The organism is Streptomyces kaniharaensis, from assembly GCF_009569385.1.
GTDB classification, from domain to species: Bacteria; Actinomycetota; Actinomycetes; order Streptomycetales; family Streptomycetaceae; genus Kitasatospora; species Kitasatospora kaniharaensis.
The window spans coordinates 2,002,609-2,025,613 of sequence record NZ_WBOF01000001.1 but is presented as its reverse complement, the minus strand read 5'-3'; the positions used below and the strand labels follow the sequence as shown (position 1 = coordinate 2,025,613).

Genomic DNA, 23,005 nt, shown 5'->3' with positions numbered 1-23,005 from the left:
GCGGGCGGGCCTTTCGAGGGTTCCGGCGCGCGGCACAGGGTGCGGACCCGGCCTGCGACCACGCATTGCCTGCATGAGCACAGTGTGCGGACCTGCGGCCCATCCGGGGTGCCCCCGGTGGGAGCACCGATGGGCCCCCGCACACCGCAAGCGAACAGACCACAGGAGTACACATGAACCGCAGTGAGCTGGTGGCCGCGCTGTCCGAGCGCGCCGAGGTGACCCGCAAGGACGCCGACGCCGTTCTGGCCGCCTTCGCCGAGATCGTCGGCGAGGTCGTCGCCAAGGGCGACGAGAAGGTCACCATCCCCGGTTTCCTGACCTTCGAGCGCACCCACCGCGCTGCCCGCACCGCCCGCAACCCGCAGACCGGCGAGCCGATCCAGATCGCGGCCGGCTACAGCGCCAAGGTCAGCGCCGGCTCCAAGCTGAAGGAAGCCGCCAAGGGCGCTGCCTGAGCCACCCCTTGAACGCCCGAGAGGCCGGGCTCCCCGCGGGGAGCCCGGCCTCTCGCCGTTTTTCGGTCGCCGGAGAAACCGGCGACCTGGTCAGGCGCGGACCAGCTGCTCGCTGGGCAGCTCGACGTGGGCGCCGAGGTCGCGCAGCTTCTCCATGAAGTTCTCGTAGCCGCGGTTGATCAGGTCGATGCCGTGCACGGTCGAGGTGCCCTCGGCCGCCAGCGCCGCGATCAGGTACGAGAAGCCGCCGCGCAGGTCCGGGATGACCAGCTCGGCGCCGATCAGCTTCGACGGGCCGGAGACGACCGCGGAGTGCAGGAAGTTGCGCGCGCCGAAGCGGCACGGGGTGGCGCCCAGGCACTCGCGGTAGAGCTGGATGTGGGCGCCCATCTGGTTGAGCGCGCCGGTGAAGCCGAGCCGCGACTCGTACACCGTCTCGTGGACGATGGACAGGCCGGTCGCCTGGGTCAGTGCGACCACCAGCGGCTGCTGCCAGTCGGTCTGGAAGCCCGGGTGCACGTCGGTCTCCAGGGCGATCGCCTTGAGCTCGCCGCCCGGGTGCCAGAAGCGGATGCCCTCGTCGTCCACCTCGAAGGCGCCACCGACCTTCCGGAAGGTGTTGAGGAAGGTCATCATCTCCAGCTGGCGGGCGCCGCGGACGTAGATGTCGCCCTTGGTGGCGAGCGCCGCGCAGGCCCAGGAGGCGGCCTCCAGCCGGTCCGGCAGCGCGCGGTGGGTGTAGCCGCCCAGCTCGTCGACGCCGGTGATCAGGATGGTCCGGTCGGTGCCCATCGCGATGATCGCGCCCATCTTCTGCAGCACGCAGATCAGGTCGACGATCTCGGGCTCGATGGCGGCGTTGCGCAGCTCGGTGACGCCCTCGGCGAGCACGGCGGTCAGCAGGACCTGCTCGGTGGCGCCGACCGACGGGTAGGGCAGCTCGATCTTGGTGCCGCGCAGGCGCTGCTGGGCGACCAGGTAGGTGCCCTGCGGGTGCTTCTCGATGGTGGCGCCGAACTGGCGCAGCACCTCGAAGTGGAAGTCGACCGGCCGGCCGCCGATGTCGCAGCCGCCGAGGCCCGGGATGAAGGCGTGGCCGATGCGGTGCAGCAGCGGGCCGCAGAACAGGATCGGGATGCGCGAGGAGCCGGCGTGCGCGTCGATGTCGGCGACGTTGGCGCTCTCCACGTGTGACGGGTCGAGGATCAGCTCGCCGTCCTCGTCGCCGGTGCGCACGGTCACGCCGTGCAACTGGAGCAGCCCGCGGACCACCTTGACGTCGCGGATGTCCGGGACGTTGCGCAGTCTGCTGGGGCCCTGCCCGAGCAGGGCTGCGACCATGGCCTTGGGGACCAGGTTCTTCGCACCGCGGACCCGGACCTCGCCTTCGAGCGGGTTTCCGCCGTGGACCAGCAGGACGTCGTCGGTCATCGTTCTCGCAATCCGGGGTGCCAGAGGAAAAGGGGAAGGGCTCCGGGAGAGCCGCTGGTGGAGCAGTCGTACGGGCGCGTCGGGCCCCCGGCGAAACCGAGTCGGCACCGTGTAAGGGCGTCCACCATCCGTAGATGGTAATAGGCGCGTCGTCGGTTCCTTCGCGCCTCTCCCGTGATGGTGCTCTCTCGGGGTGGAGACGCGCCCGCCGGTGCGGCCGTACGGGTGTTCGCGCGGCGTGGCGAGGTTTCGTGTGTTGCGGTGTCCGCGCCCGGCCGTTCTGCGGGATCATGTGTGGCATGACGGCGGCCCAATCGCACGGAGGCCGGTCCCACACCGGCCGTCTACTCGTCGCGACGCCCATGCTCACCGATCCGAACTTCGCCCGGGCGGTGGTGCTCCTCCTCGACCACGACGTCGAGGGGGCGCTCGGCGTCGTGCTGAACCGGCCGACGCCGGTCGAGGTGGGCAGCGTGCTGGACGGCTGGGGCCGGCTGGTCGGGCAGCCGGCCGTGGTGTTCCAGGGCGGGCCGGTGGCGCTGGACTCGGCGCTCGGCCTCGCGGTGGCGCCGGGGGAGGGCACCGGCGAGCCGATCGGCTGGCGGCGGGTGCACGGCGCGATCGGGCTGGTGGACCTGGAGGCGCCGCCCGAGGTGCTGGCCGGCGAACTGGGCGCGCTGCGGATCTTCGCCGGGTACGCGGGCTGGTCGCCCGGGCAGCTGGAGGCGGAGATCGAGAGCGGCGCCTGGTACCTGGTGGACTGCGAACCCGGGGACATCTCCAGCCCGGAACCGGAACGGCTCTGGCGCTCGGTGCTGCGCCGCCAGCGCGGCCCGCTCGCGCTGCTGGCGACCTACCCGGACGACCCGACACTGAACTGACGGGCGGGCCGCCGGTGCGACACTGGCCCGGTTTCCCGGGGCGCCCATAGACTTGGCACCCATGAGCACTCTTGAGCCCGAGCGCGGCCTCGGCACCGGCACCCTGGTCGAGCCCGTCCCGCAGGTGTCCAACGGGGACGGCGACCACGAGCGCTTCGCGCACTACGTCCAGAAGGACAAGATCATGGAGAGCGCGCTCTCCGGATCCCCCGTGGTGGCGCTCTGCGGCAAGGTGTGGGTGCCCGGACGCGACCCGAAGAAGTACCCGGTCTGCCCGATGTGCAAGGAGATCTACGACGGCATCGGCAAGCCGCAGGGCGGGGACGGCGACAAGTAGTCCGCGGCGTTCCGCGCGACGCCGTTCGCCCGGCGCCGCGTCTCCGCGGTGGTCCCGTCCCGGTCGCGCCGTCGCCCGGCCCGGGCCGCCGTCGGCGCCGTGACGGCCGCGGTCGCGCGCGGTCCGCGGGAACTTCTGAGTGGTCGTCGGACGTCAAGAACTGATGAACATCTGCCCCGGCCCGTTTCGAGTCGGGGCAGATACCGCCCGGTATCAGTCCCAATCGGGCAGTCCCGTTCACCGGTCCGAAATGATCATCGAGCATTGTGTGCCAGAGTTGCCCAACCCGGCCCGATCGCCCGTACCCTACGGGCCAGGCCGGGCTGCTGACGCGGACACCACGGCCGAAGGCCGCGGGCGGCCGCGATCGATGAGCAAGTGGAGCACGGTGGGACCCAGGTGAACCGGACGATCATGCTGCCGGCCTCGCTCGACGAGGCCGTCGACGCGCTGGCCGCCGCCCCGGCCGCGGTACCCGTGGCCGGCGCCACCGACCTGATGGAGGCCGTCAACGCCGGACGGCTGCGCCCCGCCGCCCTGATCGGCCTCGGCCGGATCACCGAACTGCGCGGCTGGCGCTACGAGGACGGCGGCACCGCCGTGCTCGGCGCCGGGCTCACCCACGCCCGGATGGACCGTCCCGACTTCGCCGCGCTGATCCCCGCCCTCGCCGACGCCGCCCGCACCGCCGGCCCTCCGCAGGTCCGCAACGTCGGCACCCTCGGCGGGAACATCGTCACCGCCGCCCCGGCCGGCGACACCCTCCCGGTGCTCGCCGCCCTGGAGGCCAGCGTCACCCTCGCCCGGGCCGGCGCCACCCGGGAGGTGCCGGTCAGCCACCTGCTCACCGGCCTCGACCCGGTGCGCCCCGGCGAACTGCTCACCTGGGTGCGCGTCCCGCTGCTGCACGCGCCGCAGGTCTTCCTCAAGGCCACCGGCCGCAGCGGACCGGCCCGCGCCATCGCCTCCGTCGCCCTCGTCCTCGACCCCGCCCGGCGGGCCGTGCGCTGCGCCGTCGGCGCCGTCGCTCCGGTGCCGCTGAGACCGCTGGAGGCCGAGGCCTGGGTGGCCGGCTGCATCGACTGGGACGGCAGCCGGGAGATCGACCCCGCCGCGGCCGCCGCCTTCGGCGAGTACGTCGCCGCCGCCTGCGTCCCCGACGGCTACGGCGCCGAGGGCGCCTGGGAGGCCGTGACCGAGGGGCCGAGCGCGGCCGCCCTCCGGCTACGGCGTACCGTATCGGTGCTGGCCCGACGGGCACTGGGAAGGGCGCTGAAGTGACCACAGACCCCATCGAGACCCTCGACGCCGACCCGCTCGGCCTCGCCCCGCAGGTCAGCCGCGAGCTGCGCCCCTGCGCCTCCTACACCCTGCGGGTCAACGGTTTCGAACGGCCCGTCACCGACGCCTGGATCGGCGAGAGCCTGCTCTACGTGCTGCGCGAGCGGCTCGGCCTGGCCGGGGCCAAGGACGGCTGCGAGCAGGGCGAGTGCGGGGCCTGCTCGGTGCAGGTGGACGGCCAGCTGGTGGCCGGCTGCCTGGTGCCCGCCGCACTGGCCGCGGACAGCGAGATCAACACCGTCGAGGGCCTGTCGTCGGCGGGCGGCGCGAGCGACGTCCAGCAGGCGCTGGCCGAGTCCGGCGCGGTGCAGTGCGGCTACTGCACCCCCGGCATGGCGATGGCCGTGCACGACCTGCTCCAGCGCAACCACCGGCCCACCGAGGTCGAGGCCCGGCAGGCCCTCTGCGGCAACCTCTGCCGCTGCACCGGCTACCGCGGGGTGCTGGCCGCCGTCCAGAGCGTCGCCGACGCGCGCGCCCTGGAGGCCGAGGAGGCAGCCCTCGCCGAGGAGGTCGCCGCCCCGGCGGCCGAGCAGGCCACCGTGCCGCCGGCCGCGCAGCCCGTCGAGGAGCCCGCGCCGATCGCCGAGCCGCCGGTCTACACCGACGCCGACGCCTGGATCGAACACGTCCCGCAGCCGCCCGCCGAGCAGGCCCCGACCACCGCCGGCACCGGCCTCGGCCTGCCGTACGGCGCCGACGGCCACGGCGGCTACGACACCGGGATGTACGACACCGGAGCCCTCCAGCAGGCTCCGGGCATCCCCGCCCAGGTGGCCGACGACCAGGTCTACTACCCGCCGCAGGGCTACCCCGAACAGTCGTACCAGGCCACCCCCGCGCACGGCACCTACCTGCCCGGCACCGGCTACGACGGCTACCCGCAGCAGCCCGGCCACGACGGCGGTTACGACGCCCCGGTCTACGAGCCCACCCCCGCCCACGGCACGCCACTGCCCGGCGCCGCCTTCGACGGCACGCCCGCGCACGGCACGCCGTACGTCCCCACGCCCCCGCACGGTGTCCCGGCCGAGGGCAGCGCCCCGGCCGGTGTCCCGTACGGCGCCACCCCCGCCCACGGCATCCGGCTCCCCGAGGACGACCACGCATCATGACGTCGCCTACCGACATCGGCGCAGCACCCCAGCAGGACGGCGACGCGGGCGAAGCACCGGAGCCGTTCGGTCTGGGCAGTTCACCGCTGCGCAGTGACGCCCTGCCGAAGGCGCTCGGCATCTACCCGTACGCCGCCGACCTGTGGGCCGAGGGGCTGCTGTGGGGCGCGGTGCTGCGCTCGCCGCACCCGCACGCCCGGATCAGGAACATCGACACCTCCGCCGCGCTCGCCCTGCCAGGCGTGCACGCCGTGGTCACCGCCGCCGACCTGCCGCCCGGCCCGGACGGCACCCCCGACGGCGCCCCGGCCGGGCCGATCGTCGCCGACCGGCCGGTGCTGGCCGCGGGCGTGGTGCGCCACCACGGCGAGCCGGTCGCCGCGGTGGCCGCCGACCACCCGGACACCGCGCGGCTCGCGGTCGGGCTGATCACCGTCGAGTACGAGCCGTTGGAGGCCGTCACCGACCCCGAGCAGTCCTTCACCGCCCCGGAGCTGCACCCGGACGGCAACCTCTTCCGCCACCTGCCGCTGCGCAGCGGGGATCCGGAGGCGGTCGGCGAGATCGTCGTCGAGGGCCTTTACCAGGTCGGCCGGCAGGACCCAGCCCCGCTCGGCACCGAGGCCGGGCTGGCCGTGCCGCGCCCGGACGGCGGAGTCGAACTGCACCTGTCCTCGACCGACCCGCACGGCGACCGCGACCGCACCGCGGCCTGCCTCGGCCTGGAGCCGGACCGGGTGCGGCTGGTGGTCACCGGCGTGCCCGGCGCCACCTCGGACCGCGAGGACCTGTCCTTCCAGGTCACCCTGGCGCTGCTGGCGCTGCGCACCGGCCGCCCGGTGAAGATGACCCTCACCCGCGAGGAGTCCTTCCACACCCACACCTCGCGCCACCCGGCACTCCTGCGCTACCGCCACCACGCCGACGCCGAGGGCACGTTGGTGAAGGTCGAGGCACAGATCCTGCTGGACGGCGGTGCGTACGCGGACGTCTCCGCCGAGGCGCTGGCCGCCGCGACCGCGTTCTCGGCGGGCCCGTACGTCTGCCCGAACGTCTTCGTGGACGCCTGGGCGGTGCGCACCAACAACCCGCCGGCCGGGCGGATGCGCGGCGAGGGCGCGCTGCAGGCCTGCTTCGCCTACGAGTCGCAGATGGACCAGCTGGCCGCCCGGGTGGGCGTGGACCCGATGGAGATCCGCCGCCGCAACGCGATGGCCACCGGCGACCCGCTGCCCACCGGACAGGCCGTCACCTGCCCGGCGCCGGTGGGCGCGCTGCTGGAGGCCGTCGCCGCCGAGCCGCTGCCCGCGCTGCCGGTGGACGACCCGGACGCCGAGTGGCTGCTGCCGGGCGGGCCCGGTGGCGCCGGTGACCCGGCCGCGGTGCGGCGCGGGATCGGCTACGCCGTCGGCATGGTGCACATGCTCGGCGCCGAGGGCGAGGACGAGGTCTCCACCGCGACCGTGCGGGTCAGCGGCGGCCACGCCACGGTGATCTGCGCGGCCGTCGACTCCGGCCAGGGCTTCGCCACGCTGGCCCGGCAGATCGTGCAGTCGGTGCTGGGCGTCGACGAGGTCTACATCGCGCCGGCCGACAGTGACCAGTCGATCGCCGGGCCGTCCGCCCGCGGGCGGCACACCTGGGTCTCCGGCGGTGCGGTCGAGCGGGCCGCGCTGATGGTCCGTCACCAGCTGCTCCAGCCGATCGCCGCCAACTTCGGGATGTCGGTGGAGCTGCTGCAGATCTCCGACGGCAAGATCACCTCCTACGACGGCGTGCTCGGCATGCCGGTCGCCGAGGCGCTGGAGGGCAAGGAGCTCTGGGCCACCGCGCAGTGCCGCCCGCACCCCACCGAGCCGCTGGACGACGCCGGGCAGGGCGACGCCTTCGTCTCCATCGCGTTCTGCGCGATGCGCGCGGTGGTGGACGTGGACATCGAGCTGGGCGCGGTCCGGGTGGTCGAGATGACCGTCGCCCAGGACGTCGGCCGGGCGCTGAACCCGCGGCAGATCGAGGACCGGATCGAGGCGGGCGTGGCCCAGGGCGTCGGCCTGGCGCTGCTGGAGGACCTCCGCACCGAGGGCGGGGTGCTGCAGAACACGTCGCTCACCGGCTACCGGCTGCCGACCGCGCTGGACACCCCGGAGGTGCGGATCGCGGCCCTGCTGGAGGAGCGGGACGTGGTCGCCACCTTCGGCGCCAAGGCGGTCAGCGCCGTCCCCGCCGTGGTCGCCCCGGCGGCCGTCGCCGCCGCCGTCCGGGCCGCCACCGGCCTGCCGGTGGGCCGGCTGCCGATCCGGCCGGAGGACGCCATCGCGATGTGACGGCCGGGCGGCCCCCGGATCGATACGGAGAGTCATCGTGCCGCAGGTCTGCCCCAGGACTGGTCGGCCGCCGACAGTCCTGGAGCCGACCGCGGACAAGGGAAACCCGCGAGCGGTCCGGGGACCGGTCACGGGTCAGTGTTCCCACTGATCAGGCCTGGATCTTGAGGCCAGTGAGGTCGATGTTGAACGGGGTGGCGTTGATGGTGTCGCCGGCCGCACCCGTCAGCGAGATTCCGTCATAGGAGACCGCGACCAGGAACCGAGTCTGTCCGTTGGGGCACTTGAGAGTCGATGTGGGCGGGCCCCCGGAAATGGTGCCGGTGGTCTGTCCGTTGCGCACCGGGAAGGTACCGGTGGTGGTGAGCACTCCCGGCCCCGTCTTGTTGGCGGCCGCGGGGTGGTTGTTGCCGTTGTTGAAGCACTGGTAGACGGCGCTTGCGGAGGCCACGTTGAGGGTGATCGTCTCGGTGGAGACGGTGGTCCCCAGGCCGGTCTCCTTGAAGGAGACGCTGAGCGCACCGGTGGTGCTACTCACGCTGGAATTGGCGAAGTGGAAGTTCGGGCTGTCGGCGAACACCGCTGTAGTGGCCAGCACGAGCCCGAAGAACGCCGATAGGAGGACGGAGATGAGTCGGCGCATGATGAATTTTCCCTTCTGAGCGACGACCCGCTACTTTCTGCTACTCCCTTCCGAGTTGGATTTTCAGGCTCCCTCCAAGTCTGGCCCTGTGACGGCCAATTGCGCCACCTCCTTCAGCTGCACGTAGACATGCCACTACAAGCCGTCACAGCGTCTGGGTAACGGCGTGTCACTTCGCCATTTCCCGTCGGCTCGCGTGTGGAGGCCATGACGCGAATCGAACCCGTGCGCACCGTTTTGCATACGGTTCCCTAAGCCACTCGGGCGCACGGCCGATGACTTTTGGTTGCCCCAGTGGCTCCGGTGAATTCATGGCGGCGAGGGGGCGTCAACGTTCCTTTTGTAAATTCCGTATGGCAGCCGGCACCGACCCCGGTCCTAGGTCTCGCGACCGATCGGGCCACCGACCCTGGTCAGGGGCCATGACGTCTTACGGCTCTTACGATGTTACGTATGACCACTGCCTCCCCCACCTCGGTCGACTCCGCTCCGCCACCTCGTGAGAACGATCCCGGCGGCGGGGTGCTCAGCGGCCGCTACCGCGCGCTGACGCTGGGGATCGTCTCGGTGGTCCTGCTGCTCGCCTTCGAGGCGACGGCCGTCAACACCGCGATGCCGGTGGCGGCCCGCCAGCTGAACGGCATCGGGCTCTACGCCTTCGCCTTCTCCGGCTACTTCACGACCACGCTGTTCGCGCTGGTCGTCTCCGGCCAGTGGTGCGACCGGCGCGGCCCGCTGCAACCGCTGTTCACCGGCATCGTCGTGTTCGGCGCGGGCCTGGTGGTGGCCGGGACGGCGCCGGGGATGTGGCTCTTCGTGGCCGGGCGCGCGATCCAGGGCCTGGGCGGCGGGCTGGTCATCGTCGCGCTGTACGTGGTGGTCGGCCGGGCCTATCCGCAGCGGCTGCGTCCCTCCGTGTTCGCCGCCTTCTCCTCGGCGTGGGTGCTGCCCTCGATCGTCGGCCCGCTGGTCTCCGGGGCGGTCACCCAGCACCTGGGCTGGCGCTGGGTGTTCCTGGCCGTGCCGGTGCTGATACTGCTGCCGCTGGCGGTGATGGGCCCGGCGCTGGCCAGGTCCGAGCGGGAGCACCCGGTGCTCAGGGGCGCGGACATCGACCGGCGGCGGACGGTGCTGGCCGCGGGGGCGGCGCTCGGCGCGGGCCTGCTGCAGTACGCGGGCCAGCGGCGGGACCTGGTCGGGCTGCTCCCGGCGGTGGCCGGGGCGGCGCTGCTGCTGCCCGCCGTGCTGGGGTTGCTGCCCGCCGGGACGCTGCGGGCCGGGCGCGGGCTGCCGACGGTGATCCTGCTGCGCGGGGTGGCCGCGGGGGCGTTCTTCGCGGCGGAGGCGTTCATCCCGCTGATGATGGTCACCCAGCGCGGTCTCTCGCCGACGCTGGCCGGGCTCACGCTGACCAGTGGCGGTCTGTCCTGGGCGCTGGGCTCGACGCTGCAGGGCCGGCCGGGGGCGGAGCGCTACCGCGAGGCGATGATCCGGGGCGGGTTCGTGCTGACCGCGGTGGCGATCGCGGGGGCGGCGCTGGTGCTGGTCCCGGCGGTGCCGGCCTGGGTGGCGGCGGCGGCCTGGGCGGTCGGCGGCATCGGGATGGGGCTGTCGGTGGCGAGCCTCAGCGTGCTGATGATGAAGCTGTCCGCGCCGGAGGACGCCGGGGCCAACTCGGCCTCGCTGCAGATGAGCGACGCGCTGGGGAACGTGCTGCTGGTCGGCCTCGCCGGGGTGCTGTTCTCGGCGCTGGGCGGCGGCTCGCCGGCCGCCGCCCACGAGGGTGCCGAGGCCGCCGGCTCGCCCGCCGCGTTCGCGGTGATCTTCCTGACCATGACCGGGGTGGCCCTGCTGGGAGCGCTGGTCTCCGGCCGGGTCCGCAAGGCCTGACGGTCAGCCGGCGGCGGCGGCCTGGGACGGCACCGGCGCCGCGGCCGGGGTGGCGAGGAAGCTCTCCCAGCCGCCGGCCGGGGCCTGCCCCGGGCCGAGGCTCTGGAGCTTGCGCAGCACCGCCGGGTCCTGCCCGTCCAGCCAGTCCACCAGCTGGCGGAACGAGACCAGCCGGACCTCCGGCTTGCCCGCGATGGCCCTGAACGCGTCCTCGACGGCGTTCATGTAGATGCCGCCGTTCCACTCCTCGAAGTGGTTGCCGATGATGTACGGCGCCCGGTTGCTGTTGTAGGTGCGGTCGAAGCCCATCAGGTAGGCGTCCCGGGCCTGGGTCTGGAAGCCCGGGTGGAGCGCCGGGTCGGCCTTGGTGTTGGGGCCGCACTGGTTGTACATGATGTTGTAGTCCATCGACAGCACCTGGAACGTGTGCCCGGGGAAGGGGATGGACTGCAGCGGCAGGTCCCACAGCGCGCCGCCCTGGATCTTCTGCGGCCACACCTGGGTGCCGTTGCCGCTGCTGTCGTAGCGCCAGCCGCGCTTGACGGCGGTGGGCAGCAGGTTGCGCTGGCCCTCCAGGCACGGGGTGCGGCTGCCGATCAGCTCCTTGCGGTAGTCGAAGGGCAGCGCCGGCAGGTCGGTGTAGCCGGTGTTGGTGCGCCAGTTCGTCACGAACTCCATCGCCTGCTCGATCTCGCTGTCCCACTCCTCCGGGGACCACTTGCCGACGCCGGTGGCGCCGCAGAAGTGGCCGTTGAAGTGGGTGCCGATCTCGTGGCCCTCCAGCCAGGCGGCGTGCACGTTCTCCAGGGTGTCGCGGATGTGCTGGTCGCTGAGGTAGCCGATGTCGGAGGCGCCGGCCTTGTGCTGTGGCGGGCGGTACTGGTCCTTCTTGGACTCGGGCAGCAGGTAGAGGCCGCTGAGGAAGAAGGTCATCGACGCGTCGTGCTCCTGGGCCAGCCGTCGGAACCGGGCGAACAGGCCGTTGTCGAGCTCGCCGGCGCCGTCCCAGGAGAAGACCACGAACTGCGGCGGGCGTTGGCCGGGCCCCAGCCGCTCGGGGGCGGGCTGGCGGGGCTGGGTGCCGGTGTCGGAGGTGGAACCGTCGCCGATCAGGACGACCTGCGGCGCGGGGGCCGGCGGCGCCGGGGTGGCGGTCGGCTCGCGGGCGCTGCCGCCGGCCGGGGTGGCGCCACCGGCCGCCTGCTCCCCGCCGCTGCGGGCCTTGCTGCCGCAGCCGGCCGCCAGGGCGGCCGCGGTGGCCGCGCCGGCGGCCAGCAGGGTGCGGCGGGGGAGAGCGTCCATGGTCATTCCGTTCAGGAGGCGTCCGGCAGGCGGGCAGGCGCGGCGTGCGGGCATGCGAAAGCCCGGTCGGACCAGTGGGGGGACAGAACCCGTGGTCGGGTCAGCATGGCACCGCGAACGCGTTCGGTCGGTGATCCACCACGGACGGTCGCAGGCGATCGCCCGTTTGGTGCAACCGGACCGGTGACGGCTGTCGTCGATGGTCGTGCGGAGCCGGACAGGCAATGCCGGTGCGTGGTTTCCGGCTCTCGCGCTCCGTGACCGGGGACCCACTCGGCGCAGGGAAGGCGGCTGCGGCCCTGCCGATTGGGGGGGATTGGTATGACCATCGTATTGACGTGCCCTAGGGTCCGGTCCGATTGAATTGTTCCCAGGAAACTCCCAGGAACCGGGAAGTCGTCAGCAGAGGGGAGCGCCCGTGGGCGCCCAGCAGAGCAGGAGCCCGTGGCCGGGCACCCTCGCGGCCGGAGCCGCGCTCGTCCTCGGCGCCTGGCTGCTGCACGACGGCGGGCCCGGAGAGCTGCCGCCCCTCCCCGGAGCCGGGCAGGGCCTGTCCGGGTTCGCCCCGGTCTCGGTCGTCCCGCCGCTCGGCCCGTCCGCCCCGACCCGGATCCGCATCCCCGCCGTGAAACTCGACGCCCCCGTCACCGGCCTCGGCCTCGACGCCGACGGCCACCTCCAGGCGCCACCCGCCACCGACCGGAACCTCGCCGGCTGGTACCGCGGCGGCGCCACCCCGGGGCAACGCGGGACCGCTATCATCGCGGGCCACGTGGACAACAGGAGCGGCCCGGCCGTCTTCTACCACCTGGGGGCGCTCCACCGCGGCGACCGGATCGAGATCGCCCGCGCGGACGGCGCCACCGCCGTCTACCAGCTCTACGCCATCGAAGTGCACGACCGAAAGGACTTCCCGGACGACCGGGTCTACCGTCAGGCCGCCGACGCGCAGCTGCGGGTGATCACCTGCGGCGGCACGTACAGCGAGGAACACGGCTACGAGGGCAACGTCGTGGCCTACGGCTTCCTGGCCGACACCACCCGGCCGGGGAAAGCCGCATGACCCCCATCACGCTCGCCACCCACTGGAACCCGATCGACTGGCCGCTCACCACCGGCCCGATCCCGTACGCCGTGCTCGCCGCCGGCTGGGGCGCGCTGCTCGCGCTCGCGATCGGCCGGGGCCGCTCCTGGTGGCGCTTCCGGCTGCCGGCCGCGCTGCTCACCGCCGCGGCGCTCAGCCTGCTGCTCGACGCGGTCGTCGACGGTTGGTGGCACCCCTTCCCCGAGGGCACGCCACGGTACGTCACCTGGTGGACAGCCGTCGCCCTGCTGGGCTTCAGCCTGGTCGGCTACCGGTTCGGCCGGCTGTCGTGGCGGCGCAGGGGGCTCGCGGTCGGCCTGGGCGCGCTCGTCCTGCTGATGGCGGCCTCGCAGGTGAACAGGGGCTTCGGCCAGTTCCCGAGCGGCCGGGTCATGCTCGCGCCCTGGCTGACCAAGACCGATGCGCTGATAGCCCCGAAGGCCAGCCGGACGGCGAGCACGCCGCCGGACAAGGCGCTCTCGGAGGTCTGGGCGCCGCCGGCCGACCTGCCGGCCAAGGGCACCGTGTCGGTGGTGCCGATCCGCGGCGTGAAGTCCGGCTTCGCGGCCCGCGACGCGTACGTCTACCTGCCGCCCGCCTACCAGGCCAACCCGCGTCCGCTGCTGCCGGTCGTCGTCCTGATCACCGGTCAGCCCGGCAACCCGGGGGACTGGGTGCTCGCCGGCCAGGTCAACGAGGCGCTGGACGCCTTCGCGGCCGAGCACGGCGGCCTCGCGCCGATCGTGGTGATGCCCGATCAGCTGGGCTCGACCTGGCGCAACACGCTCTGCCTGGACTCGAAGATCGCCAAGGCGCAGACCTACCTGGCGGTCGACGTCCCCAACTGGATCCACCAGAACCTGCAGACCGCCAGGGGGCGCGGCTCCTGGGCGGTCGGCGGCGCCTCGATGGGCGGCACCTGCGCCCTCCAGCTCGCCGTCAACGCCCCCGACGTCTTCGGCACCGTCCTCGACATGTCCGGGCAGGAGGAACCCACCCTGGGTACCCGAGAACAGACCGTCAAGGCCGCCTTCGGCGGTGACGGGGCGAAGTTCGACGCCGTCGACCCGCTCCAGGTGATGGCCCGCAGGCGCTTCCCGGACACCGCCGCGGCGATCGTCGTCGGCCAGGGCGACGGCGAGTTCCGGCCGCAGATGGAGAAGGTGTTCCAGGCCGTCCAGGCGGCAGGGATGAAGGCCAAGTTCGACCTGATGCCGGGTGGCCACGGCTGGGTCGTGTTCCGCCCCGGCATCGCCGCGCAGATACCGTGGCTGGCCCAGCAGACCGGACTGATCAGGTGATACGGGCCGACACCGCGCCCGCCCTGATCGGCCAGCGGGAACGGGAGCGGGACCGCGGCGCCGACCGCGCGCCGGTCACCCGCACGCCCGAACCCGGGCCGCAGCGGGCCCGGCGGACGGCCCGGCTCGTCGGCGCGTGGCTGCGGTCCGCGCCGCTGACGCTGCTCCTGCTCGTCCTCCTGTGGGGCGTCGGCGCGGCCAGCGGCAGCCTGTCCGGCCCGTCCGAGCGGCTGCTCGACCGGGCCGGGGTCGGCGTGCCGACGCTCGCCGAGGGCCGCTGGTGGACGCCGTTCACCTCGCTGTTCTGGTGCTCCGGGCCCGGCGCGTACGTGTTCACCACCCTGCTGCTGCTCCTGGTCGGCCCGGCCGCGGAGCGCCGGCTCGGCCGCCGGCGGACCCTCGCGGTGCTGGTCGTCGGGCAGCTGGCGGGCACCCTGCTCGGCACCGGGCTGGTCGCGGCCGGCTCCCGGGCCGGCGAGCAGTGGACCGAGTCGGTGGCCGACCAGGTCGCGATCGGCCCCGGCGTCGGCCTGTTCGCCCTGGCCGGGGTGCTCGGCTACCGGCTCACCGTGCTCTGGCGCCGCCGGCTGCACCTGCTGGTGCTGCTCGTCCCGCTGCTCATGACGCTGTACGTCGGGCACCTGCAGAGCGTCCAGCGGTGCGCCGCCGCGCTGCTCGGGCTGGGCGTGGGCGCGCTGCTCTCGCGCGGCCGGCTGCACCTGCGCACCCGCCGCTCCTCGCACACCGAGACCCGGGTGCTGGTGGCGCTGTGCCTGGTCGCCGCCGCGTTCGGCCCGCTGATCGCCTCCTTCTACGACAACGCGACGGGGCCGTTCAACACCTTCTCCGAGCTGTACTTCTCGCACCGGCTCAGCCCGGACGAGGTCGCCGAGTTCTGCGCGATGTCGGCGCACGACTGCGCCCGCGCGCACGCCGTCGAGCGGATCTTCGACACCCCCGGCCGGCTGATGGCGGCACTGTTCCCGGCGCTGCTGCTGGTGCTGGCCGAGGGGCTGCGCCGCGGGCTGCGGTTCGCGTGGCGGATCACCGTCGGCGCCGAACTGCTCTGGGTGGCGCTGCTGGTGTGGCTGTACAACGACGCCGGGCCGGTCTCCGGGGACGTGATCCAGTACTTCGTCGAGGCGCTGCTGCTGCCGCTGCTCACCACGTGCCTGCTGCTGGTCACCCGGCAGCGGTTCCGGCTGCGGCTGCCCGGCCGGACGGTCCGCCGGCTGGCGGCCGTCCTGGGCGGAGCCGCGGTGGCGGCCTCCGCCGCGTACGCCGGCCTCGGGGTGCTCGCCGCCGACCAGTTCGAGCCGGGGGCGACCTTCCGCGGGCTGCTGCACGGGCTGCCCGCGCAGTTCCTGCCGCCCGCCTACAACGACCTGCTGCCGGACTACCCGATCGCGGTCGGCCCGGTGGCCCGCTTCCTGGAGACGTACAGCGGGCTGGCGTTCTGGGCGGTCGCGCTCAGCGCGCTGCTGCTGGCCTTCCGGCGGCCGGTGGTGCACACCGACGCCGCGGCCGCGGCCCGGGCCCGGGCGCTGCTCACCGCCCACGGCGGCGGGACGCTGTCCTTCATCACCACCTGGGACGGCAACCACTACTGGTTCGACGAGGAGGGCCGGGCGGCGGTCGCCTACCGGGTGCTGGGCACGGTGGCGCTGACCACCGGCGACCCGTTCGGTGAACCGGCGGCCCGCGCCCGGGCGGTGGCCGGCTTCGCCCACTACTGCGACGCGCGTGGCTGGACGCCGTGCTTCTACAGCGTCTCCCGGGACACCCGGGCCGCCGCCGCGCAGCTCGGCTGGCGCTCGGTGCAGGTCGCCGAGGACACCGTGGTCGCGTTGCCCGAACTGGCCTTCACCGGCCGCAAGTGGCAGGACATCCGGACGGCCCTGAACAAGGCGGGCCGGCAGGGCATCACCGCCGAGTGGTGGGCCCACCACGAGGCGCCGCTCGCGCTGAAGGACCAGATCCGCTCGATCTCGGAGGAATGGGTCTCCGAGAAGGGCCTGCCCGAGATGGGCTTCACCCTCGGCGGGCTGGAGGAGCTGGACGACCCGGACGTGCGGGTGCTGGTCGCGGTGGACGAGCAGCGCGTCGTACACGGGCTGACCAGCTGGATGCCGGTGTACGAGGACGGCGTGCCGGTCGGCTGGACGCTGGACTTCATGCGCCGGCGCTCGGACGGCTTCCGCGGGGTGAACGAGTTCCTGATCGCCTCGGCCGCGCTGGGCTTCAAGGAGGAGGGGGCGCGCTTCCTGTCGCTGTCCGGCGCGCCGCTGGCCCGTTCGGGCCAGGACGAGGAGCCCACCGGGCTCCAGCGGATGCTGGACTGGATGGGCCGGGTGCTGGAGCCGGTGTACGGCTTCCGGTCGTTGCTCGCGTTCAAGGCGAAGTTCCAGCCGGAGTACCGGCCGATGTACATGGCGTACCCCGACCCCGCCGCGCTGCCCGGCATCACGAGGGCCATCGGCAAGGCCTATCTGCCGCACCTGACGGCCGCCCAGGGCGTCCGGCTGATGCGCCGGCTGTCGGGCTGACGCCACGCGGTCGGCGGGGCCCGGCCCGGACGGTCGCCGGTCCGCGACTGCCCGGTTTCGACGGGTATCCGGTGTGACCCACATCGCATCGATTTCCGGCCGTGGCGGCCCCGCGCGGGGCCGGGTCGGAGCGTCCGAGGGGCGGCCGGACCGGTAGGCTGGGCGGGTTGTCCGATCGCCGCCCGACCGCGGGACGGGGCCGCCAAACCGCCTCTGACCTGCGACGATCCCCTTCGGAGCCCGTGAGTACCGCCGCCGCTTCCTCGATGCCGCTCTTCTCCGACGCGCCCGAGCCGCACGCGCCCAACCGGGCCGCCGGCCACGCCGCACCCACCTCCTCGCACCACCTCTCGCCGGCCTTCCCCGGCCGTGCCCCGTGGGGTACCGCGGGCAAGCTCCGGGCCTGGCAGCAGGGTGCGCTGGACAGGTACATCGAGACGCAGCCGCGCGACTTCCTCGCGGTCGCCACCCCGGGCGCAGGCAAGACGACCTTCGCGCTGACCCTGGCCTCGTACCTGCTGCACAACCACCTGGTGCAGCAGGTGACCGTCGTCGCGCCGACCGAGCACCTGAAGAAGCAGTGGGCCGAGGCCGCCGCGCGGATAGGCATCAAGCTGGACCCGGCGTACTCCTCGGGCCCGCTCTCCCGTGAGTACCACGGCATCGCGATCACCTACGCGGGCGTCGGGGTCAACCCGATGCTGCACCGCAACCGGACCGAGTCCCGCAAGACCCTCGTCATCATGGACGAGATCCACCACGCCGGTGACTCGAAGTCCTGGGGCGAGGCCTGCTTCGAGGCCTTCGAGCCGGCCACCCGCCGGCTGGCGCTGACCGGAACACCGTTCCGCTCGGACACCAACCCGATCCCGTTCGTCCAGTACGAGGCGGGCAGCGACGGCATCCGCAAGTCCGTCGCCGACTACACCTACGGTTACGGTAACGCGCTCGCCGACCACGTCGTCCGGCCGGTGATCTTCCTCAGCTACAGCGGCAACATGCGCTGGCGCACCAAGTCCGGGGACGAACTGGAGGCCCGGCTCGGCGAGCCGATGACCAAGGACCTCATCGCCCAGGCCTGGCGCACCGCGCTGGCCCCGCAGGGCGAGTGGATCCCGGCCGTGCTGCAGGCCGCCGACCGCCGGCTGACCGAGGTCCGCAAGGCCATCCCGGACGCCGGCGGGCTGGTCATCGCCACCGACCAGACCGTGGCCCGCGCGTACGCCAAGATGCTGCGCGAGATCAGCGGCGAGAAGGTCACCCTCGTCCTCTCCGACGAGGCCGAGGCGTCCAAGCGCATCTCCGAGTACTCGGAGGGCACTTCCCGCTGGATGGTCGCTGTCCGGATGGTGTCCGAGGGCGTCGACGTGCCGCGGCTGTGTGTCGGGGTGTACGCGACCTCGATCTCCACCCCGTTGTTCTTCGCCCAGGCCGTCGGCCGCTTCGTGCGCGCCCGCAAGCGCGGCGAGACGGCCTCCGTGTTCCTGCCGACCATCCCGATGCTGCTGGGCTTCGCCAACGAGATGGAACTGCAGCGGGACCACGTCCTGGACCGCCCCAAGAAGGAGGGCGAGGGCCTGTTCGACGAGGAGGACCGGCTGCTCGCCGAGGCCGAGCGGGCCAACGACGGCCCGGACGGCACGGGCGGCGAGGAGTTCTCCTACGAGGCGCTCGGCTCCGACGCGGTCTTCGACCGGGTGCTGTACAACGCCATGGAATTCGGCATGCAGGCCCACCCGGGGAGCGAGGAGGAGGAGGACTACCTCGGCATCCCGGGCCTGTTGGAGCCGGACCAGGTGCAGATGCTGCTGCAGAAGCGTCAGCACCGGCAGATCCAGCGCAGCAAGGGCCGGCCCGCCGACGAGGCCGACCTGCTGGAGCTTCCGGCCGAGCAGCGCCCGGTCGTCACCCACCAGGAACTGCGCGAGCTGCGCAAGGAGTTGAACGCGCTGGTGGCCGCGTGGCACCACCGCACCAGCCAGCCGCACGGCACCATCCACAACGAGCTGCGCCGGCAGTGCGGCGGTCCGCTCACCGCGCAGGCGACCGTGAATCAGCTGAAGGCGCGGATCGCCCGAATCCGGGAATGGGCGAAGTAACGGTATGTCAGTGGATTCCTCCGGCCGGTAAGGGTAATCCGGGATGCAGTAACGTGATATGACATTCCGGTATACATGCGGGAATTGTTGAGACGTCCGATGTGATCATCCGCTAGTGTTCCGCGTGCCGCGCCGCCATCGGACCGCCCGTGCCGCGCGCCGACCCTCCCGGGCCGGCCGCCGGCATCGGTGGGACGGCAGGCGACCTCAACACCCGGCCCGACCGACCGTCGCCGCCGGACCTGTCACACAAGGAGCACAGCGAACGTGTCGTACCCCCCTCAGCCCGGCCAGCAGCCGTACCCGGGCCAGCCGTACCCCGGCCAGCCGTACCCGGGCCAGCCGGAGTACTCCGACAAGTCGAAGATCGTCGCGGGCATCCTGCAGCTTTTCCTCGGCGGGTTCGGCATCGGCCGCTTCTACACCGGTCACATCGGCATGGGCATCGCCCAGCTCCTGACCTGCGGTGGTTTCGGCTTCTGGGCCCTGATCGACGGCATCATGTTCCTGGTCAGCAACGACCGCACGGACGCCCAGGGCCGTCTGCTGCGCGGCTGACCTTGCGCACGCCAAGCGCGGCACGCCGCCCCGGCTCCGGCCGGGGCGGCTTCGCCGTGCCCGCGCGCCTGCGCATCGCGGGCCCGCCGCTGGCGGTGCTCGCCGGCGGCCTGGCCGGCTCGGTCTACCTGTGGTCGCGCAACCCCCACCTGGCCGGGCAGGCACTGCCGTTCTGCCCCTGGCGGCGGATCACCGGCCTTCAGTGCCCCGGCTGCGGCGGCACCCGGATGGCGTACGACCTGATGCACGGCGACCTGGCGGCGGCCTTCCACGACAACGCGCTGCTGCTCATCTCGCTGCCGCTGGTCGTGCTGCTGTACCTGACCTGGCTGCGCGAGGGGCTGGCCGGGCGGAGCTGGCGCCCGCCGCTCGGGCGGCGCGGCACGGCGGTGCTGCTGGGCACGGCCGTGGCCTGGACGGTCGTGCGCAATCTCTGGTGAGGGGCGGGCGGCCGTGTGTGCCGCCGGTAAGGCCCGCACGGCTTGCGACGGCTGACCCCCCTCCGGCCCGAAGCGTCCGGACTTCGGACTGTGTTCGAACTTGCGCCCGGGTTGACCCGTGGGAATGTGGCTATTTGCCCCGATTTGCTCCCGGTCATGCAATCGATCACGACCGAATTTTGGACAACCACTTCCGCAGCGACATTTCCTTCACTACCTTTCCCACACGCTCTTCCGCCGGGTGACCCCCGCGAGACGGGCGCCGCAGGGACCGCACGGCCGTCGAGGGCGACACCGCGTGGCGCCCGAGTGCGGCCACCCCCCACCTGCGTGCGACACGGACCCCTGACCGGCGTCGCCCGGTCCGCGAGCGCCGCGGAAAGGAATGCCCGTCGTGACAGCCGAGACCTCCCAGACCCTGGACCGTGGCGTCCGGGTGCTCAAACTCCTCGCCGACTCCGAGCGGGGCCTCACCGTCACCGAACTGGCTGCCCGGCTGGCCGTCAACCGGACGGTCGTCTACCGGCTGCTGGCCACCCTGGAACAGCACGGGCTGGTCCGCCGCGACATCGGCGGCCGGGCCCGGGTGGGCCTCGGCGTGCTGCGGCTGGCCCACCGGGTGCACCCGCTGCTGCGCGAGGCCGCCCTGCCGGCCCTGCGGAGCCTGGCCGAGGACCTCGGCGCCACCGCCCACCTGACCCTGGTGGACGGCAACGAGGCGCTCGCCGTCGCCGTGGTCGAACCGAGCTGGACGGACTTCCACGTCGCCTACCGCACCGGGCTGCGCCACCCGCTCACCGAGAGCGCCGCCGGCCGGGCGATCCTGGAGGCGCGCACCTTCCCCAGCCAGCGGCGGCCCGAGCAGGGCTTCGTCATCGCCCGGGCGGAGGAGCAGTCCGGGGCCTGCGGCGCCGCCGCCGCGCTGCTCGGGCTGAGCGGCATCGAGGGCAGCGTCGGCGTGGTGATGCTGAACGGGCTGGTACCCGAACGGGTCGGCCCCCGGGTGGTGGAGGCGGCGACCGAGGTGGCCGACGCCCTGCGGTAGTGCCCGCGTCCCGCGTCCGGTGTGTTTGGATTTCCCCTGTGTACGACACCAAGCTGCCCAAGGCCCTGACCTCCCCGCGGACCCGTGCGCTCGCGCTCTGCGGGGCGCTGGTCGTCGCGCTGTTCGCCGTGGCCGCGTTCGTCCCGCTGCCGTACACGCTGACCTGGCCCGGCCTGACCGCGGACACCCTCGGCACCTACCAGGACAAGCCGGTCCTCACCATCACCGGGGCGCCGCTGCGCACCACCCGGGGCGAGCTGCGGATGGTCACCATCTCGGCCACCAACCCGGGAGAGCGGACGACCTTCTGGCGCTCCCTGCAGGCCTGGTTCGACACCGACGAGGCGGTGCGCCCGACCGAGTCGGTGTACCCGCAGAGCAACCCGGCCAAGGCCGAGGAGGTCACGGCGCAGCAGATGGCCGAGTCGCAGAACAGCGCGACCACCGCCGCGCTCGGCTACCTCCACCTGTCGCCGGACCAGGTGAAGGTGAAGGTCGACCTCGGGGACGTGGGCGGCCCGAGCGCCGGCCAGATGCTGGCGCTGGGCATCGTCGAAAAGCTCGCCGGCGACGGCAAGGGCGGCGACCTCACCGGCGGGATGAAGATCGCGGGCACCGGCACCATCGACGACCAGGGCACCATCGGCGCGGTGGGCGGCGTCCCGCTGAAGACGCAGGCGGCCGCCCGGGACGGTGCGACGGTGTTCCTGGTGCCCAGGGGCGAGTGCACGGACGCCAAGGTGAACAAGCCCGCGTCGCTGCGGCTGGTGCCGGTGGGCACGCTCGGCGACGCGGTCTCGGCGCTGGATGCGCTGAAGAGCGGCGGCAGCGTCCCCTCCTGCTGAGCGGGACCTGGACTCGTCGAGCGGTGAGCGTCCGCCCCGGGCCCTATTCGGCGGCGGCCTGGTCCACCAGCGGCAGGATGCGGTACGGCACCGGGTTCTCCAGGGCGATCGCCGTCGACGAGCGGACGATCCCGTCGAAGCCCACCACCCGGTCGATCACCCGTTGCAGGTCGGCGTTGGAGCGGGCCACGATCCGCACCATCATGTCCCCGGCCCCGGTGATCGTGTGCAGCTCCAGCACCTCCGGCACGCTCGCCAGGTGGGCCCGCACGTCGGCGCCCTGGCCCTGGGAGATCTCCAGGGTGGCGAAGGCCGTCACCGGGTAGCCCAGCGCGGCCGGGTCGACCTCCGGGCCGAAGCCGCCGATCACCCCCTTGGCCTGGAGCCGGTCCAGCCGGGCCTGCACGGTGCCCCGGGCCACCTGGAGGCGGCGTGAGCACTCCAGCACGCCGATCCGGGGCTCCTCGGTGAGCAGCCGGATCAGCCGGCCGTCCAGCGCGTCGATCGTGTCGTTCCCGCCGGCGGCCGTGGCGGTGCCGGAACCGCCGTGTGGGGCGGGGGAGTTGGGCGAGCCGGGGGAGCTCGGGGAGTGGGCGGGGGGCATCGCGGCTCCGTCCTCCGGTGGGCATTCTGTACAGCTGTGCCATCGATTCTCCCGCCCCGGTGCACACCTTGACCAGGAGGAGGCGGAACGGTTGCGCGGTGGTCGGCCCGGCGCCAGGTGTGCCCGGCCCCGCACCGGCGGGTGCGTGCCATGCGAGCGGTGGTGAGGGCGCGCTACCGGACGGCGGTCTCGACGATCGGCGGGTGGCCGTTCCAGTAGACGAACACCGAGTTGGCCTGGGTGCCCCTGGTGAAGTCCACCCGCATCCACTGGTCGCCGTTCCACACCTGCATCTGCCAGCCCGGGTCCGGGGTGGCGGAGACGAGCGAGGCCCTGTCCTGGCGGATGTCCAGGGCGACGCGGCCACCGGGCACCGGGTAGCTCTTCACCGAGGAGGTCGTGCCGGTGGGCTCGGGCGCCGGACGGCGGGAGGTCGACGGAGTGGCGGTGGGCGTGTGGGGGGTGGCGGTGGTCGGGGAGGCCGGCTGGGTGGACGCCTCCGCCCGGGTGCTCTCCGGGGGCGGGGTCGCGGACGGTGTCCGCGGTGCGCCGTCGGCGGCCGGGGAGGGCAGCGGCAGCGCGGCGGGCTGCTCGAACGCGGCGCCGGTCAGCACCGCGTGCACGCCGAACCAAGCCAGCGCCACCGCCGCCCCGGTGGCCGCCGCCCAGGCGCCGAGCTGTACCAGTCCGTTCCGCATGTGCGCACATCCTGCCGTACTCCGGACGCCGGCGGGCCGGCACCCCCGTTGCCGGCCAGGGGA

Annotated in this window: 19 protein-coding genes, 1 tRNA gene and 1 pseudogene; 15 read left to right on the top strand and 6 right to left on the bottom strand. The window is 73.2% G+C overall.

What is annotated here, in order from left to right:
• Positions 1-173 precede the first annotated feature (173 nt).
• The gene (locus F7Q99_RS09200) at positions 174-458 is read left to right on the top strand and encodes an HU family DNA-binding protein (protein WP_030242980.1); all 285 of its coding nucleotides are present in this window, start codon (positions 174-176) and stop codon (positions 456-458) included.
• Between the two features lie 90 nt (positions 459-548).
• Here the strand turns inward: F7Q99_RS09200 and murA are convergent, their stop codons facing one another.
• Positions 549-1,889 (bottom strand): UDP-N-acetylglucosamine 1-carboxyvinyltransferase, encoded by a 1,341-nt coding sequence (gene murA / locus F7Q99_RS09195; protein ID WP_153460826.1) that lies wholly within the window; start codon positions 1,887-1,889, stop codon positions 549-551.
• A gap of 290 nt (positions 1,890-2,179) precedes the next feature.
• Here murA and F7Q99_RS09190 point away from each other — a divergent pair, with 290 nt between their 5' ends.
• The 5 genes and pseudogenes from F7Q99_RS09190 (at position 2,180) to F7Q99_RS09170 (ending at position 7,887) form a co-directional block, all read left to right on the top strand.
• Positions 2,180-2,770 (top strand): YqgE/AlgH family protein, encoded by a 591-nt coding sequence (locus tag F7Q99_RS09190; RefSeq protein WP_407697759.1) that lies wholly within the window; start codon positions 2,180-2,182, stop codon positions 2,768-2,770.
• A 61-nt stretch (positions 2,771-2,831) separates the two neighbouring features.
• Positions 2,832-3,107, top strand: a complete 276-nt coding sequence (locus F7Q99_RS09185) for a DUF3039 domain-containing protein (RefSeq protein ID WP_153460824.1) — start codon at positions 2,832-2,834, stop codon at positions 3,105-3,107.
• A 414-nt stretch (positions 3,108-3,521) separates the two neighbouring features.
• Positions 3,522-4,388, top strand: coding sequence for an FAD binding domain-containing protein (locus F7Q99_RS09180; RefSeq protein ID WP_153465985.1), 867 nt, complete (start codon positions 3,522-3,524; stop codon positions 4,386-4,388).
• Between the two features lie 71 nt (positions 4,389-4,459).
• Positions 4,460-4,913 (top strand): annotated as a pseudogene (locus tag F7Q99_RS09175) ((2Fe-2S)-binding protein); the annotation flags it as partial.
• A 646-nt stretch (positions 4,914-5,559) separates the two neighbouring features.
• Positions 5,560-7,887: a xanthine dehydrogenase family protein molybdopterin-binding subunit gene (locus tag F7Q99_RS09170; protein WP_153460823.1), complete on the top strand. Its 2,328-nt coding sequence runs from the start codon at positions 5,560-5,562 to the stop codon at positions 7,885-7,887.
• Between the two features lie 151 nt (positions 7,888-8,038).
• On the opposite strand, the gene F7Q99_RS09165 is transcribed toward F7Q99_RS09170, so the two are convergent.
• Positions 8,039-8,530 (bottom strand): hypothetical protein, encoded by a 492-nt coding sequence (locus F7Q99_RS09165; protein WP_153460822.1) that lies wholly within the window; start codon positions 8,528-8,530, stop codon positions 8,039-8,041.
• Between the two features lie 199 nt (positions 8,531-8,729).
• Positions 8,730-8,804, bottom strand: a tRNA-Cys gene (locus F7Q99_RS09160).
• Between the two features lie 179 nt (positions 8,805-8,983).
• Between F7Q99_RS09160 and F7Q99_RS09155 the strand changes: the two genes are divergently transcribed.
• Positions 8,984-10,420, top strand: a complete 1,437-nt coding sequence (locus tag F7Q99_RS09155) for an MFS transporter (protein ID WP_153460821.1) — start codon at positions 8,984-8,986, stop codon at positions 10,418-10,420.
• Between the two features lie 3 nt (positions 10,421-10,423).
• Here F7Q99_RS09155 and F7Q99_RS09150 read toward each other — a convergent pair whose 3' ends face one another.
• On the bottom strand, positions 10,424-11,722 hold the full coding sequence (locus F7Q99_RS09150) for a polysaccharide deacetylase family protein (protein WP_153460820.1): 1,299 nt from the start codon (positions 11,720-11,722) through the stop codon (positions 10,424-10,426).
• A gap of 418 nt (positions 11,723-12,140) precedes the next feature.
• On the opposite strand from F7Q99_RS09150, the gene F7Q99_RS09145 reads away from it, so the two are divergent.
• The 8 genes from F7Q99_RS09145 to F7Q99_RS09110 all read left to right on the top strand — a co-directional run bounded on the left by F7Q99_RS09145 (position 12,141) and on the right by F7Q99_RS09110 (position 21,640).
• Entirely contained in the window at positions 12,141-12,785 is a 645-nt protein-coding gene (locus F7Q99_RS09145) for a class F sortase (protein ID WP_326846456.1), read from the top strand.
• Positions 12,782-14,107, top strand: a complete 1,326-nt coding sequence (locus F7Q99_RS09140; protein ID WP_153460819.1) for an alpha/beta hydrolase — start codon at positions 12,782-12,784, stop codon at positions 14,105-14,107. Before F7Q99_RS09145 ends, F7Q99_RS09140 begins: the two co-directional genes overlap by 4 nt.
• Complete coding sequence (locus F7Q99_RS09135; RefSeq protein ID WP_153460818.1) at positions 14,104-16,653, top strand: bifunctional lysylphosphatidylglycerol flippase/synthetase MprF; 2,550 nt, start codon at positions 14,104-14,106, stop codon at positions 16,651-16,653. The genes F7Q99_RS09140 and F7Q99_RS09135 overlap by 4 nt, the downstream gene beginning before the upstream one ends.
• Positions 16,654-16,919: 266 nt before the next feature.
• Positions 16,920-18,752 (top strand): DEAD/DEAH box helicase, encoded by a 1,833-nt coding sequence (locus tag F7Q99_RS09130; protein ID WP_153465983.1) that lies wholly within the window; start codon positions 16,920-16,922, stop codon positions 18,750-18,752.
• A gap of 267 nt (positions 18,753-19,019) precedes the next feature.
• Positions 19,020-19,310, top strand: a complete 291-nt coding sequence (locus F7Q99_RS43095; protein WP_407697758.1) for a TM2 domain-containing protein — start codon at positions 19,020-19,022, stop codon at positions 19,308-19,310.
• Between the two features lie 2 nt (positions 19,311-19,312).
• A complete protein-coding gene (locus F7Q99_RS09120) occupies positions 19,313-19,750 on the top strand; it encodes a DUF2752 domain-containing protein (RefSeq protein WP_153460817.1) in 438 nt (145 codons plus the stop codon).
• Between the two features lie 394 nt (positions 19,751-20,144).
• The gene (locus tag F7Q99_RS09115) at positions 20,145-20,795 is read left to right on the top strand and encodes an IclR family transcriptional regulator (protein ID WP_326846454.1); all 651 of its coding nucleotides are present in this window, start codon (positions 20,145-20,147) and stop codon (positions 20,793-20,795) included.
• 38 nt (positions 20,796-20,833) lie between these two features.
• Positions 20,834-21,640 carry a hypothetical protein gene (locus F7Q99_RS09110; RefSeq protein WP_326846453.1) on the top strand — a complete coding sequence of 269 codons (807 nt, stop codon included), beginning with the start codon at positions 20,834-20,836 and terminating at the stop codon, positions 21,638-21,640.
• A 43-nt stretch (positions 21,641-21,683) separates the two neighbouring features.
• On the opposite strand, the gene F7Q99_RS09105 is transcribed toward F7Q99_RS09110, so the two are convergent.
• Both F7Q99_RS09105 and F7Q99_RS09100 read right to left on the bottom strand, forming a co-directional pair.
• On the bottom strand, positions 21,684-22,244 hold the full coding sequence (locus tag F7Q99_RS09105; protein ID WP_230210179.1) for an Lrp/AsnC family transcriptional regulator: 561 nt from the start codon (positions 22,242-22,244) through the stop codon (positions 21,684-21,686).
• Positions 22,245-22,417: 173 nt separating this feature from the next.
• Positions 22,418-22,942, bottom strand: coding sequence for a hypothetical protein (locus F7Q99_RS09100; RefSeq protein ID WP_153460815.1), 525 nt, complete (start codon positions 22,940-22,942; stop codon positions 22,418-22,420).
• Between the last annotated feature and the right edge of the window lie 63 nt (positions 22,943-23,005).